Origin of the sequence: Nonomuraea sp. NPDC048882, assembly GCF_040649755.1 — a bacterium.
GTDB lineage: Bacteria > Actinomycetota > Actinomycetes > Streptosporangiales > Streptosporangiaceae > Nonomuraea > Nonomuraea maheshkhaliensis.
The window spans coordinates 925166-938583 of record NZ_JBEZGB010000002.1; the positions used below are offsets into that span (position 1 = coordinate 925166).

The 13418-nt window shown below is 70.6% G+C and carries 14 protein-coding genes; 7 read left to right on the plus strand and 7 right to left on the minus strand.

The window, feature by feature from the left end:
* Positions 1 to 27: 27 nt before the first annotated feature.
* A complete protein-coding gene (locus tag AB0C27_RS09730; protein WP_357840403.1) occupies positions 28 to 633 on the minus strand; it encodes a TetR/AcrR family transcriptional regulator in 606 nt (201 codons plus the stop codon).
* A gap of 40 nt (positions 634 to 673) precedes the next feature.
* On the opposite strand from AB0C27_RS09730, the gene AB0C27_RS09735 reads away from it, so the two are divergent.
* Positions 674 to 1849 carry a macrolide family glycosyltransferase gene (locus AB0C27_RS09735; RefSeq protein ID WP_357840406.1) on the plus strand — a complete coding sequence of 392 codons (1176 nt, stop codon included), beginning with the start codon at positions 674 to 676 and terminating at the stop codon, positions 1847 to 1849.
* Between the two features lie 275 nt (positions 1850 to 2124).
* Here AB0C27_RS09735 and AB0C27_RS09740 read toward each other — a convergent pair whose 3' ends face one another.
* From AB0C27_RS09740 to AB0C27_RS09750, 3 genes are all read right to left on the minus strand, one after another.
* The gene (locus tag AB0C27_RS09740; protein ID WP_357840409.1) at positions 2125 to 3633 is read right to left on the minus strand and encodes an alpha/beta fold hydrolase; all 1509 of its coding nucleotides are present in this window, start codon (positions 3631 to 3633) and stop codon (positions 2125 to 2127) included.
* A 482-nt stretch (positions 3634 to 4115) separates the two neighbouring features.
* Positions 4116 to 4595, minus strand: a complete 480-nt coding sequence (locus AB0C27_RS09745) for a hypothetical protein (protein ID WP_357840411.1) — start codon at positions 4593 to 4595, stop codon at positions 4116 to 4118.
* Positions 4573 to 5226 carry a hypothetical protein gene (locus tag AB0C27_RS09750; RefSeq protein WP_357840414.1) on the minus strand — a complete coding sequence of 218 codons (654 nt, stop codon included), beginning with the start codon at positions 5224 to 5226 and terminating at the stop codon, positions 4573 to 4575. Before AB0C27_RS09750 ends, AB0C27_RS09745 begins: the two co-directional genes overlap by 23 nt.
* Before the next feature lie 75 nt (positions 5227 to 5301).
* Here AB0C27_RS09750 and AB0C27_RS09755 point away from each other — a divergent pair, with 75 nt between their 5' ends.
* Entirely contained in the window at positions 5302 to 6270 is a 969-nt protein-coding gene (locus AB0C27_RS09755; protein ID WP_357840417.1) for a LysR family transcriptional regulator, read from the plus strand.
* A 238-nt stretch (positions 6271 to 6508) separates the two neighbouring features.
* Here the strand turns inward: AB0C27_RS09755 and AB0C27_RS09760 are convergent, their stop codons facing one another.
* Positions 6509 to 7390: a LysR family transcriptional regulator gene (locus tag AB0C27_RS09760; RefSeq protein ID WP_357840420.1), complete on the minus strand. Its 882-nt coding sequence runs from the start codon at positions 7388 to 7390 to the stop codon at positions 6509 to 6511.
* Positions 7391 to 7451: 61 nt separating this feature from the next.
* Between AB0C27_RS09760 and AB0C27_RS09765 the strand changes: the two genes are divergently transcribed.
* On the plus strand, positions 7452 to 8348 hold the full coding sequence (locus tag AB0C27_RS09765) for an SDR family oxidoreductase (protein ID WP_357840423.1): 897 nt from the start codon (positions 7452 to 7454) through the stop codon (positions 8346 to 8348).
* Between the two features lie 452 nt (positions 8349 to 8800).
* On the opposite strand, the gene AB0C27_RS09770 is transcribed toward AB0C27_RS09765, so the two are convergent.
* Positions 8801 to 8947 (minus strand): hypothetical protein, encoded by a 147-nt coding sequence (locus AB0C27_RS09770; protein ID WP_357840426.1) that lies wholly within the window; start codon positions 8945 to 8947, stop codon positions 8801 to 8803.
* 94 nt (positions 8948 to 9041) lie between these two features.
* Entirely contained in the window at positions 9042 to 9806 is a 765-nt protein-coding gene (gene arsM / locus AB0C27_RS09775) for an arsenite methyltransferase (protein ID WP_357840429.1), read from the minus strand.
* A gap of 778 nt (positions 9807 to 10584) precedes the next feature.
* Here arsM and AB0C27_RS09780 point away from each other — a divergent pair.
* The 4 genes from AB0C27_RS09780 to AB0C27_RS09795 all read left to right on the plus strand — a co-directional run bounded on the left by AB0C27_RS09780 (position 10585) and on the right by AB0C27_RS09795 (position 13279).
* Positions 10585 to 11175: a redoxin domain-containing protein gene (locus AB0C27_RS09780; RefSeq protein ID WP_357840432.1), complete on the plus strand. Its 591-nt coding sequence runs from the start codon at positions 10585 to 10587 to the stop codon at positions 11173 to 11175.
* 8 nt (positions 11176 to 11183) lie between these two features.
* Positions 11184 to 12044, plus strand: coding sequence for a cytochrome c biogenesis protein CcdA (locus tag AB0C27_RS09785; RefSeq protein ID WP_357840435.1), 861 nt, complete (start codon positions 11184 to 11186; stop codon positions 12042 to 12044).
* Between the two features lie 72 nt (positions 12045 to 12116).
* On the plus strand, positions 12117 to 12719 hold the full coding sequence (locus AB0C27_RS09790) for a helix-turn-helix domain-containing protein (protein ID WP_357840436.1): 603 nt from the start codon (positions 12117 to 12119) through the stop codon (positions 12717 to 12719).
* Positions 12716 to 13279, plus strand: coding sequence for a carboxymuconolactone decarboxylase family protein (locus AB0C27_RS09795; RefSeq protein WP_357840438.1), 564 nt, complete (start codon positions 12716 to 12718; stop codon positions 13277 to 13279). Before AB0C27_RS09790 ends, AB0C27_RS09795 begins: the two co-directional genes overlap by 4 nt.
* Positions 13280 to 13418 lie beyond the last annotated feature (139 nt).

The window sequence follows — 13418 nt, forward strand, 5'->3', positions numbered from 1 at the left end:
CCGGATTCTGGTAGCGCAGTAAGGAACTCAGTCGGGGGTCAGCCGGTCCAGGTGGTAGCGGACGGCGGCGAGGGCCTCCTCGGGGTCGCGTACGCTCAGGAGCAGGTCGGAGCCGAGCCCTTCGATCATGGCGAGCAGCACGACGGACTCGAGTCGGGGGTTTAGCCCAGCGCGCAACTCGCCGTCCCGCTGTCCCTGGTCGATCAGCTCGGCGACCCGCTCGTGCAGCCGTCGGTCGCCATCCCCCAGGTCCTCTGTCGGCTCGGGCACGCCGACGGCCAGGGCGGTGAACGCCTGCCCCGCGCGGCGCTCGGCCCGGCGACGGTCGTCCAGCGGCAGCATCTCCGAGGCCATCGACAACAGGAACGAACGCACCGGTGACGCGGACGCCACGTCGGGCGCGCACATCCCCGCCACGATCCGCTCGGTGATGTGCGCGCCGAGGTAGTGCACCACGTAGCGGAGCATCTCGTCCTTGCTCGCGAAGTAGTGCTGCACGGAGCCGAGCGACATGCCCGCCTCGACGGCGACGTCACGCAGCCTGGCACCGTTGAGCCCGTCGCGGCCGGCGATCCGCAGCACCGCCTCTGCGATGTGCCTACGACGCTCGTCGTGATCGACCCTCTTCGGCATATACCTCCTTTTCCATACCGATGTATTATAATACAGCGGTATGGCAACCGTAGCGTTCTTCGCCCCCAACGGAGCAGGCCACGTCAACCCCACGCTGGGGCTGGCCGCCGAGCTCGTCCAGCGCGGCCACCGCGTCACGTACGCCACCACCGAGGCGAACGCCGAGCGCGTGGCGGAGACCGGCGCCGAGATCGTCCCCTGGACCTCGTCCTGGGACGCGCTCGACCAGGGCGCGGTGCCGCAGATGCACGGCAAGGAGCTGATCAGGGCGATGGGCCTGCTGCTGGACGAGACCAGGTCGGCGCTGGCCCAACTCGGCAGTGGCGAGCGACCCGACCTGGTCGTGCACGACGGCCCGCTGTGCTGGTGGGGGCGGATCCTGGCCGCCCGCTGGCAGGTCCCCTCCGTCGAGACCTGGCCGAACCTGGTGAGCAACGACCACTGGTCGATGCACCGGCAGTACACGACCTTCAATCCCCTGAGTTTCGGCTTCCTGCGCATGGCCATGCGGCTCGGCCGTCTCCTGCGTGAGGAGGGGCTCGGCGACGTGCAGGCGTTCATGCGCGGCGACCGGGCCGCGGTCAGGCTGGTGCTGTTGCCGCGGGCATTCCAGTACGCGGGCGAGACGTTCGGCGACGGCTACGCGTTCGTGGGGCCGGGCCTGACCGAGCGGGCCTACCAGGGCCAGTGGGAGCCGCCCGGCGGCGACCTGCCGGTGGCGCTGGTCTCCCTGGGCACCGCGTACAACGACCGGCCCGACTTCTACCGTGCGGTGCTGCGCGGGGCCGAGGGCCGGCCGTGGCACGTCGTGCTGGCCGTCGGCGGCGTGGACCCAGGCGAGCTCGGCCCGATCCCGCCCAACGTGGAGGTGCATGGCAACGCGCCGCAGCTGGCCGTGTTGCGTCACGCACGCGCGTTCGTCACCCACGCCGGGATGGGCAGCACAATGGAGAGCCTGCACTTCGGGGTGCCGATGGTGGCGGCGCCCCAGATGGCCGAGCAGCGGGCCAACGCCGACCGCATAGCCGAGCTGGGCTTGGGCCAGGCGCTGCCGGCCAGCGGGCTCAGCGGCTCCGCGCTGTGGGAGGCGGTGGAACAGGTGGCCACCGACCGGCACGTACGCGAGCGGCTGAGCTGGATGCGGGACGAAATGGCGGCAGCGGGCGGGGCTCCAGCAGCGGCAGCCGAGGTGGAGAAGGTGCTCATGGCCGCGTAGCAAGTGCGGGGGCACGGAACGGCGCTTCACCAGCGCGGGCGGTGTCGCACATGTGCCCCCTCCGCTGGCCATGGACAATGACCGGATCACATGCGGCTTGAACTGCTTGGATTCCCCTGCGCCGTTCGCGGTCTGATCCGTGAGCATGGCAGAGCCGCTTGACGACATGCGAAACGGCAGGCCAGCGCTACGAGCGAGTTGTGGCACCGGACACGGTGAAACAGGGCCCGGCCCCATCGGCGGATGGCGCCGGGCCCTATCTTCGTCCGTTCCCGTCAGGAGGGGAGCGGCGAGCCTGGGCAGGTGCTGGTACGCCGCCCGGTCTCGAAGTAGTCGACGATCTTGGTGATGCAGCCGGGCACCCGGGCCGCGGAGCCGTGCACGTCGTCGTCGATGGTCACCAGGGTTCCGCCGATGGTCTCGTGCATGTCCAGCGTCCCCTCATACGGCGCCAGGGTCTCGTACCGGTGGCCCGACAACATCAGCGAGCCGCCCCCGCGCTTGACAGAGGTCTCGTCCACCACTGGCGGCCAGCCCGCGCACGTCGGCACGTAGGCGCTGGATCGGCCGGTCACCGGGTAGCGCTGCACGCGCTGCTGATACGCCTTCCACGCCGGCTCGAAAGCCCGCGAGCCCGAGTCCTCGTTGCAGACGTAGGCCAGGTTCGCCGTCCTGTCGGACCCGTCGCTGCGCGAGCCGCCGCCGAACACCTTCCTGACGGCCGGCGGCGCCGTCGGCCCCTTCGCGTCCGCCAATTCCTGGAACGCCTGCGCGACGTCGGGCCAGCTCACGCTGGAGCGGCCCGCGGCCTCGGCTAGTTGGCCCCCATCCACGGTGAGGCCGGGGTCGGTGAAGGTCAGCGGCTCGGCGTCGAGCGACTTCCGCATCGCCGTCAGCGCCGACACCACCTGCTCGCGGGACGTGCCCAGCCCGTAGGTGTCGTCGCGCTCGGCGATCCAGGCGGTCATCCGCCGGAAGACGCGGTCGCTCGCCACGGCGCGCAACTCGGCAGCGTGGTCCCGGCCGCGATCGGGCGGCGCCACGCTGTCGAGCCACATTCGGTGCACCTTGTCGCCGTACAGGCTGCGCAGGACGGCCCCGAGCCAGGTCCCCCAGGAGATGCCGTAGAAGCTGATCTTCGGCTCGCCGAGCGCGGCGCGGAGCCGGTCGAGGTCACGGGCCGCGTTCGCGGCGGTGAGCTGCCTCAGGAAGGCGGGGCTCGAGCGGGCGCACGCCTGGTTCCTGGCGACCGTCTCGTCGTAGGCCCTTCTGGCCTGCTCCTCGGTGACCGGTCCGATCTGGCGCTCGCCCGGGCTCAGGGCGCAGGCCGTCTTGGTGCTGTGGCCGACGCCCCTTGGGTCGAACCCGATCAGGTCATGGCGTTCGTCCAGCGGTACGCCCTTCGTGACGAGCTCGATCGGCATCAGGTAGCCGCTGCCGCCCGGCCCGCCCGGGTTGAACGCCAGGCTCCCGATCCTGCGCTTCTGGTCGGTGGCCTTGAGCCTGGTCAGGGCGATGGTGATCTGTGTGCCGCCGGGGTCGGCGTAGTCCTGGGGAACACTCAGGGCGCCGCACTCCGCGCGGCCGAGCAACTGCCTGAACGTCGCGAACTGCTTCTCTTTCAGCCCTCGTGAGCGCAACTCGTCGTCGGAGTACGCCGGGCACTGTTGCCACACGATGAGGGCCGGCCTGTCCTGGGTCTCGGCCACGGCGGGCGCCGTCCCGGCCAGGGAACTCGTCAGCAGAGCGCCCAGCGCCACGCCGGTCGCGGTCGCACGGTTCACGAATGGAATCCTTTCCTCGCCGAAAGGACCAGTCATGCGCCATCGGCCGTTTCCTCAGCGTTTCCGTCCTGGCGAGGGCGGCATGAACGCGCGCGGGGACGGCCGGCAAGCCGGGCGTCCGCGCGATGCCGCGCGTGGGCATCTGTGTGCCACCGCCCGCCCCGGCAGATCGTGGTCATTCGTGGTTCGGTCGGCACCCCAGACGAGTTGCGGCCCGCCCGGCACAGCGGGCATGCCCAACCGCTCGGTGATGTGGTGGGCGGGGATGCCCTGTGGGGGGAGTCTTTCAGGGCAGAGGCCCTCGTCCGGTGGGACGGAAGAGGCGAGGGCGCCGAGCGGCTGGTTCGGGTCGGCTGGGATCAGGTTTCGTGATCTTGTCCACGGTGTACGCCGTCATCCGGTGCCTGCTGCCCTTGCCCGCACTGCTGCTACTGAGCAGCACTGCTGGTGGGCCTGGCCAGGGGCCGGGACGGGATGACGGGTCAGGTGTAGGCGATCAGCCGTCCGCAGGCGAGCACCCCTGTCCACGTGACCAGCGAGACGGCGCCCGCCGCCCTGGCCGCTGCCGGTGCGCGGCGGTCGCCGTTCCACGCGCCCACACGGCGATAGACGCCGAGGTGGAACAGGGCCACGTTCAACCCGGCGACGCCGAGCAGGGCCAGCTTGACCGGCGCGGCGCCGGTGCCCGCGATCTCCCTGGCGCCGCCCGCGAACATCGCCGCCCCGGACGCCGCAGCGGCGGCGAACCCGGTGCGGGCCACCGGCAGCAGGTGCCGCGCCGCGGCCGACACCGAGATCGCGCCCTGCCCCGCGCCGAGCAGTCGCAGGTCGAACAGGGTGGCCGGGCCGACCAGCAGCGCCAGCCCCAGGAGGTGGACGATCTCCAGCGAGGAGTACACCCACGGCGTCTCCCTGACGAACTCCGCCAGCCAGGTGCTCTCAAGCCACGTGAGCGTCTCCACCCCGTCTCCTCCTCACCAATACCGCGACGACTGTGCAGCCGCCGACTAGGAGGCCGCCCCCGACGAGCCACGGCAGCGGCCCCGCGCCGGTGCTGCCGGCGGACCCGGCGGCGGGGGCGGCGGCGGGGGCGGCGTCGGCGGGTCCGGTCTCGGAGCCGGGCGAGGCCGGGGGCGGGTTCTCCGGGAGGGGGACCGAGCGCTGCCTGATCGCCCGCCTGTCCTGCCTGATCAGCAGCTCCGGCCGGAACTCTTCCGTATGCTCGCGATGGATGTACCCCACCGCCTCCAGCCGCTCGCCCTCTTTCACCCGGTCCGGCATTCCCCAGGCCATCAGTCGCTCCACCGGTGCGAGGATCAGCACCACCTCGTCGTCCCGCCCGTCGAACGCCTGGGTGCGCCGCAGCACCTCCCGTCCGCCGAGCTCCTCCAGCTCGGCTGGGATGGACCGCCTGGCGAGCCCGGACGGCAACCGCACCGGGGCGGCCACGCGCAGTCGCACCTCCGGGTGCGGGTTGCCCCACCTGATCTCGCTCACCGTGCCAGACACGTACAGCGGCTGCTCGGTCCTGAAGTCCTCCCAGCCGTGGTGCAACGTGCTGAGGAGGGCGAGCCCGACAATCATCGACTTCATAACCGCCACCCTCGCCACCGATTCCGTTTACGCCGGATCCAGAGGCAAATACGTGTTGATTAATATCGATGGCATATGAATCTTCAGCAGCTGCGCTACGCGGTCGCTCTCGCCGAGGAGCTCAACTTCGGCCGGGCCGCGCTACGGGAGGGCGTGCGGCAGCCGCCGTTCAGCCAGCAGATCGGCAAGCTGGAGGAGGAGCTGGGCGTGCGGCTGTTCGAGCGCACGACCAGGCAGGTGCGCCTCACGCCCGCGGGCGAGGCGTTCGTCGCCGAGGCCCGCACGTGCCTGGCCCACTCCGCGCTTGCCGCCGAATCGGCCAGGCGGGTCGGCAGGGGAGAAGCGGGGCGGCTCGTGATCGGGTTCGTCGGGTCGGCGACCAACCTCACCCTGCCGCGGGTGCTGCGCCGCTTCCGCGCCCGCTACCCGGGCGTCCAGGTGGAGCTGCGCGAGCTGCCTACCGCCCAGCAGGCCGAGGAACTGAGCCAGGGCCTGCTCGACGTCGGCCTCCTGCACGCGCCGCTCGCGGGGCCCGCCGCCGAGGTGCTGACCACCAGGACCGTGGCGCGCGAGTTGCTGCTCGCCGCGCTGCCCGCCGGCCATCCGCACGCCACGAGCACGTCGATCCCGCCGGCGGCGCTGGCCGGCGAGCCGTTCGTGATGTTCCCGAGGCGGTACGGGTCCGCGTTGTTCGACCGGATCATCGCCGTGGCCAGGGCGGCCGGGTTCGAGCCCAGGATCGTGCAGGAGGCCGTGCAGATGCAGACCATCGTCGGGCTGGTGGCGGCGGGGATCGGCGTGTCCATCGTGCCGGAGTCGGTGGCCCGGCTGCGGCGGGGCGACGTGGCTTTCCGGCCGCTGTTGCCGCCGACCCGGGTCGTCACCCTGGACCTGGTCTGGCGCACCGGCGACCCGAACCCGATGGTCCACAACTTCCGCTCCTTGTTCCCCACACCACCCGCCCCCGCCTGCGGCCACGGGGGGCCGCCAGCAGCGCCCAGCGAGGGTGACGTGCCATCGGGGAGCATCGGCGGATCACCTTGAACCAGGGTGTTACAGACACCGCCGATGCTCCTCCCTCGCACCCACTACCGCCCGGCATACCAGCGAAGACCTCCTGAAACCGGCCATCGCTGATACGCACATCGATTTTGCAAAACTGCGAAACACGAGGGTTCCGGTAGTCGGGCCCTTGGAAGATGATCTGCCGGGGTGAGCTTGTCCACGGGCGATGCGGCCGGCCTCTTGATGACTCGCCGAGCCCCGTGCCGGTGAGCATCGGTCAGCCCGTGGCCACCTCGCGTACGATCCGGACGAATTCGCCCACCAGCGGGTTGATCGTGCCGGGGGGCCAGGCCAGCGCGATCCGGAGCGGCTCGATGTCCGTGATCGGCAGCCACTTCAGCTCTGGGTGCGCGTAGTACTCGGCCATCGAGCGGACGCCGATGCACACCGCCGCACCCGTGGCCACGTGCTCCAGCATCTCGTCGACGTTGTCGTTCTTGGGCCCCCACACCGGCGCGGACCCGTCGGGTCGGGGGTTCACCGCCCACCAGTCGACCCACTCGGCCGGCGCCACCCGGGTCCACCCGATCGGCTCGTCGCGCAGATCGGCTATGCCCACTGACTCCCGCTCGGCCAGCGGATGGGTGGCGGCCACCGCCACGCATCTGGGCTCCGTAGCGACCACCTCGCTGCACAGCCCGATCAGGTCGGCGGGCAGCCACACGAAGGCCACGTCCACCTGCCCGTCCCGCAGCGCCTGCGTCTCACCCGCCCACTCGAACCGTTTCGGCTCGACGGTCGCCTCCGGATGGCAGGTGGTGAGAGCCGTCCGGGCCCGCCGGGCGAGCGGGCCGCCGCCCGCGACGACGAACCCGACCCGCAGCACGTTGCGGTCGGCCGCGGCAGTGGTCCGTACGAGCCTCGTCGTCTCCTGCCACTCGGCGAGGTGGCGGCGCGCCGCGGTCAGCAACTGCTCACCGGCCGGGGTGAGCCGGACCTCGGGCCGGGTGAACAGATCGGCGCCGAGCCGCTCCTCCAGTTGCCGGATCTGCCGGGACAGCGACGGCTGCGCGACGAACAGCTCCTTCGCCGCCTGCGTGAAGCTCAGCCGCTCGGCAACGGTGACGAAGTAGCGCAGCACCCGGGTGTCCACGTCCATGCCTGAAATGTATGGGCACAGGTATTGGCCCGCGACGCGCACCGACTGGTTGCCTGTCGGCATGACCACGCACAAGTCAGCGCTGTCGAGAAGGACCGTCCTCGCCGCCACCGCGGTGGCCGCTACCGTCCTCGCGCCCGGCACCGCCGTGGCCGCCACCACTCCTGCACCCACGCCCGGCACCGCCCAGCGGACACGGGACCGGTTCGCCGGCAAGGTCGTCCTGATCACCGGTGCCACGTCCGGCATCGGCGAGGCCACCGCCCGCGCGTTCGCGGCAGAGGGGGCGGCGGTGTTCTTCTGCGGCCGGCGCGAGACGCTCGGAAGCCAGGTCGCCGCGAGCATCCGGGCCACGGGTGGCAAGGCCACCTTCCGGCGCGCCGACGTCCGCGAGGAGGACCAGGTGCGCGACCTTGTCGAGGCGTGCGTACGCCGCCACGGCCGGATTGACATCGCCGTCAACAATGCCGGGATCGAGAGCCCCCGCGCGGTCCGCCTGCACGAGCAGACGCTTGCCGACCTGGAGGCCGTGTGGCGCACCAACGCCGCCGGTGTCTTCCTCGGCATGAAGTACGAGATCCCGAGGATGCTGGAGCGGGGCGGCGGCGCCATCGTGAACACCGCGTCGGTGTCGGCCGAGGTCGGGTGGGCCACGATCGCGCCGTACAACTCCAGCAAGCACGCCGTTGCGTCGCTGACGAAGGTCGCGGGCCTGGAGTACGCGGCCGACGGCATCCGGGTGAACGCGCTGGCACCCGGCGCCGTGGACACGCCCATGCTGCGGCGCGCGGCCGAGGCGTTCGGGCTGACGTACGAGCAGATCGCTCAGGACTACCCGATCAAGCGGATCGTGAGCGCCGAGGAGATCGCCAGGGTCGTCATGTTCCTCGCCTCGGACGACTCGAGCGCCGTCGTGGGCCACGACCTCGACACCGCCGGCGGCTACCTCGCCCGCTAGGTTCGACGGCATCGCCGGGCGCCTCCCCTCGAAGTGCGTACACCAGCCGGAGGGAACCTCACGAAGGGGGTTCCGTCAAGGCTGGGGAAGCCGTCCAGCACGCGTGTCGCGGAGCCTCTGCGTCTCGTCCCGCCGGTCCGGACAGCGCCGCCGACCCTGTTCCGGCTGCATCGAGATCCCGGTTTCGCGCAAGAGCCAGGGGGACGCTCCAGGAGACCCGAGGAGTGCGCGGCCGCGATGGGCCCGGACAAGAGCGAAGGCGTGCACAAGTGGGTCGCCTGCGATAGCGAGTCCGGCGCGCTCGTCGGGCCGCGGCGGATCGAGATCGGGTGCGCAGTCTGGACGGCCCGGAAGCGTCCGGTGACCCCGACGTCTTCGCCCCCGACCTCGCCGCCCGCCGGGCCCTGCGCCGGCTCCGCGGTGCATCTGTCACCGGGTGATCTGGCTGTTGGTCAGGACGAGCAGGCGCGTAGCAGCGTGGTGGCCTGGGTGGCGTCCGTGCGGAGCTTGGTGAGGACGCGCCAGGATTTCAGGTCGGCGAAGCCGAAGGTTTTCAAGAAGGCGTTATCCTGCTCGAGTTCCGCGATCCGACGTTCCATCTCGCGTACCCGTGCACGCTCCGTGGCATCCCGAGCCGGCGAAGATCTCGCCGGCCAGAGTGTATGGCGGGAGCGATCAAGCCGAGCAGGCGTTTCACTCAGCGGGCGGCTTCGCTGCCCGGATGATCGCCGAGTGCATGCCGTCCGCGACCTGATGCGTAGGCGTGACGGCGATGTCGGTGAAGCCGGCGGCGGCCAGACCCGCGCGATACTCGGCCATGGACAGCGCGCCCGCGATGCAGCCGGCGTAGTCGCCACGCTCGGCACGTTCGGCCGAGGTGAGGTGGTCTTCCGAGACCACGTCAGAGACGCCGAAGCGACCACCCGGCTTGAGGACGCGGAAGGTCTCGGCGAAGACGGCCGGCTTGTCGATGGACAGGTTGATCACGCAGTTGGAGATGATGACGTCGACCGTGGCGTCAGGCAGTGGGATCGTCTCGATGGTGCCCTTGAGGAACTCGACGTTCGTCGCCCCGGCCTTGGCTGCGTTCGCCTTGGCCAGGTCGAGCATCTCGTCGGTCATGTCGAGGCCGTAAGCCTTGCCCGCGAGACCAACGCGTCGGGCGGAGAGCAGGACGTCGATCCCGCCGCCGGAGCCGAGGTCGAGCACGGTTTCGCCCTCGTGGAGGTCGGCGACGGCGACGGGATTGCCGCAGCCGAGACTGGCGCTGACGGCTTCGCCGGGCAGGGCGTCTCGTTCGGCAGGCTCGTAGAGGCCGCTGCCGAAGACCTGACTGTCGTCGACATCGCAGCTGGAGCCGCTGCTACAGCAGCCGGAGGATGTGTTGGCGGTGACGGCACGTGCGGCTGAGGCGTAACGGGCTCTCACTTCTTCCTGCACCTCATTGAGCTGGCTCATGGGAGCCTCCGTAGTGAGCTGATTAGACTTCTATCTAAATAGAGATTCATCGAATCAGTCAAGATGTGGGAGTACGGCTTTGCGCCTTGACCTCGCAGGAGTAACCAGGTTCACCCAATGCCGGCTGAATCGAGGTTGTGCCTTTTCGAGACGGCAGAGATCACGGAGCGGGCAAGCCTGGTGATGTCGTCCGCCACGGTCGGCCTTTCACGCAGATGATCGATGCGAGGGCCCAGCGCTTCCCTGAGGACTTCGATGGCATCATCGCCGGCGCCCCGGCAACAATCTCACCGATCACCGGTTCGACCTCAGAACCTTCAAGAGGCTGCGCGACATGGCGGGGGTCTACGACTCCACGCGTGCCGTGACCGCTCTGCGGGCGACGCCGGGGTCGGAAACCAGCTCCTGGGTTCGGGGGATGCGGATTCCCCGTCTGCATGAACCGGCCGACGGCCCAACCTGTGAGGAAGGCGGTGCCGTCGGCAGGATTGGGAGCCGGGGGGCAGACGGGATCGTGGACGATGCGGTGCACGTCGTTGCCCGGTTCGGTGTGGAAGTGCAGGGGCCCTTGGCGGCCAGGCGCTTCTCCGCGCACGTCGGGGTGAATGACGCCCCGTCCCATGGATGACGCGGCGCTGCACCCGCCGTTGGCGATCGAGGGCGACGTGCCGCGTCGGCGCGTCCGAAGGTGTCGTACCAGAGCGTTGAGACTCGTGAAAGCGTCGCCGTCATCGCCTTGTAAGAAGTGGCGCAGGACAGCGCTTCTAGGGTGACCGGTATGAGCAGCGTGCGAACCACGGCCGCGATGGCGATGCTCGTCCTGCTGGCCGCCGCGTGTGGCACCGCAGGGCAGGATGAGACCGGGCCTTCGGCGGCCACGGCCACCACGGTCACCTCCGCGCCGGGGTCGTCTCCGCCGGCCTCTCCGGCGGAGACGACCCCGGCGGCGGGCACGGCTGCGGTGCCTGCCGCGCTGCGGTTCTCCGCCCGCACTCTGGACGGGCAGACCTTCCAGGGCGAGAGTCTGGCGGGCAAGCCGATCGCCTTCTGGTTCTGGGCGCCGTGGTGTCCCAAGTGCCTGTCGGAGGCCCCCGCCGTCAAGACGGCCGCCGCCCAGTACGATGACGTCGCGTTCGTCGGAGTCGCTTCCTTGGACACCGAGGCGGCGATGAAGGAGTTCGTCCAGCGCACCGGGACCGGCGATCTGGTGCATCTGTCGGACGCCAAGGGTGCGGTGTGGACGAAGCTGGGCGTCAGCGAGCAGTCCACGTTTGTTTTCATGGAGCCGGACGGCTCCACCCAGAAGGCCTCTGGTCCGCTCGGCCGCGACAAGCTGGACGAGCACCTTCGCACGCTGCTCGGCCGGTAGCCGCGCCCATGTCCGCCGTTGAAATGGGCGTCGCCGAGGCGCCGCTGGCCCTGGCGCTGTCCGCCGGTATGGTGGCCGCGTTCAACCCGTGCGGCTTCGCCATGCTGCCCGCCTACCTCACGCTGCTGATCAACGACCAGGACAGGGCGGGTCCGATCCGCCGCGCGTTGCTCCTGTCGGCGGCGATGACCGCCGGGTTCGTCACCGTCTTCGGCTTGTTCGGGCTGGTCGTGACCGTGCTGGCGGTATCGGTGGGCGGCTATCTGCCATGGGCGACCTTGGTCATCGGGGTGGTGCTGGTCGGGCTGGGCCTGTGGTTGTTGTCCGGCCGTGAGCTGCTGCTGCGCCTGCCCGGTCTGACCACCGGCCGCCCCACCACCTCGCCGCTGTCGCTGTACGGCTACGGTCTGTCCTACGCGCTGGCCTCCCTTTCGTGCACGGTCGGGCCGTTCCTCGCGGTCGCCTCCGCCGCGCTGTCCGGCGGCGGGCTGGTCGGCGGGGTAGCGGCGTTCGCCACGTACGCGCTCGGCATGGGCCTGGTCGTCGCCGCCCTGTCGCTGGCGGTGGCGCTCGCCCGTGCTGCCGTCGTGGCCCGGTTGCGGCGGCTGCTGCCGTATGTGTCCAGGGCCAGCGGCGCCCTGCTCACCCTCGCCGGCCTGTACGTCCTGTATTACGGCTGGTACGAGCTGCGCGTCTTCGCGGGCGCCGATGCCGACGACCCGATCGTGGGCGCGGCGACCGCCGTGCAGGCCACCATCGCCGGTTGGGTGGGTGGGCTCGGTCCGGGGCCGATCGCGGTCGTGCTCATCCTGCTCGTCCTGGCGGCGCTGGCGGTGCGCACGGCGCGCCGCGGCGATCGAGCTCGTTGATGGGAAGAAGGTTGCCCTTGATCTCGCCACCTCCTATCTTGGAATAATCGTTCCAAGATAGGAGGTGGCGAGATGCCCGACATCAAGCACTTCGATCCCGACACCACGCTCGACCAGGTCGTACGCCTGTTCTGGCAGCGCGGGACCGAGGTCACCGGCATCGCCGACGTCGTCCAGGCGACGGGGCTCAGCCGCTCCAGCCTGTATGCGACCTTCGGTGGCAAACCGCAGCTGCAGGCCGCCGCGCTCGGCCGCTATCTGGAGCGGCAGTCGCGGCCGGTGTTCGAGGCTCTGGCCGGAGACACCCGGGGCGTGCCGGCCATCGCCGCGTTCTTCGAGCGGCTGGTGGCGGCGCGGTGCAGCGGCGAACACGCCCGCTGGGGCTGCCTGGTCACCAACACGCACGCCACGGCGAGCGGTGGCCTGCCGGAGATCCGGGAGATTCTGGACCGCCACCACGACGCGCTGCGGGCGGCGATGCGCGCCGCGCTGGAAGTGGCGCGGACGAAAGGCCAGCTCCGGGCCGGCCTAAAGCTAGGGGATGCCGCTGAAGCGCTGACCCTGCAGGCCTATGCGGTCAACCTGCGCTCACGTGCCGGCGCCGAGGCGGCCGTTCTGCTGGCGGGCGTGCGCGCCGTACTGGATGGTTTCACCACCACCGAGGAGAGACGATGAGCGGTTTCCGTACCTACGACGAGAGTGACGCCCCCGAGGCGGCCCGGCCGATGCTGGAGGCGGCCAAGAAGCGGATGGGGTTCGTGACCACGCTGAACGGGGTGATGGCCGAGTCGCCGGAACTGCTGGCCGGCTACAACGCGCTGGCCGAGCAGTTCGGCAAGTCCTCGCTCCCGGCGGCGGCCAAGCAGGTGGTGCTGATCACGGCCAGCGTCGAGAACGGCTGCGAGTACTGCGTGGCCGCGCACTCCACCCTGGCCCTGCGTGCCCGGGTGCCGGCCGAGGTGGTCGAGGCCCTGCGCGCGGGCCGGCCGCTCGCTAACCAGGCGCTGGAGGCGGTCCGCCGCCTGACCCGTGCGATGGTGGCGCAGCGGGGCTGGGTGGAAGAGGCCGAGATCGAGGCGTTCCTGGCCGCCGGGCACACCCGCCGCCACGTGCTGGACATCGTGCTCGGTGTCGGCATGAAGACCCTGTCCAACTACACCAACCACCTCGCGCACACCCCGCTGGACCCGGCCTGGGCCGACCAGAAGTGGGCCCGGGACCAGGCGGCAGTCTGATCCGTGCCGCTCAGGCCCGGCGTCGTCACGGTGCAACCGGGCGACGCGCCTCAGGGTCGGCCTTCGATTACTCGCCGCCGGAGACGGCCACCACGGTCGTCGGCTTCAGCGATGATGCTGCGCCGCTTACTGGACAGCC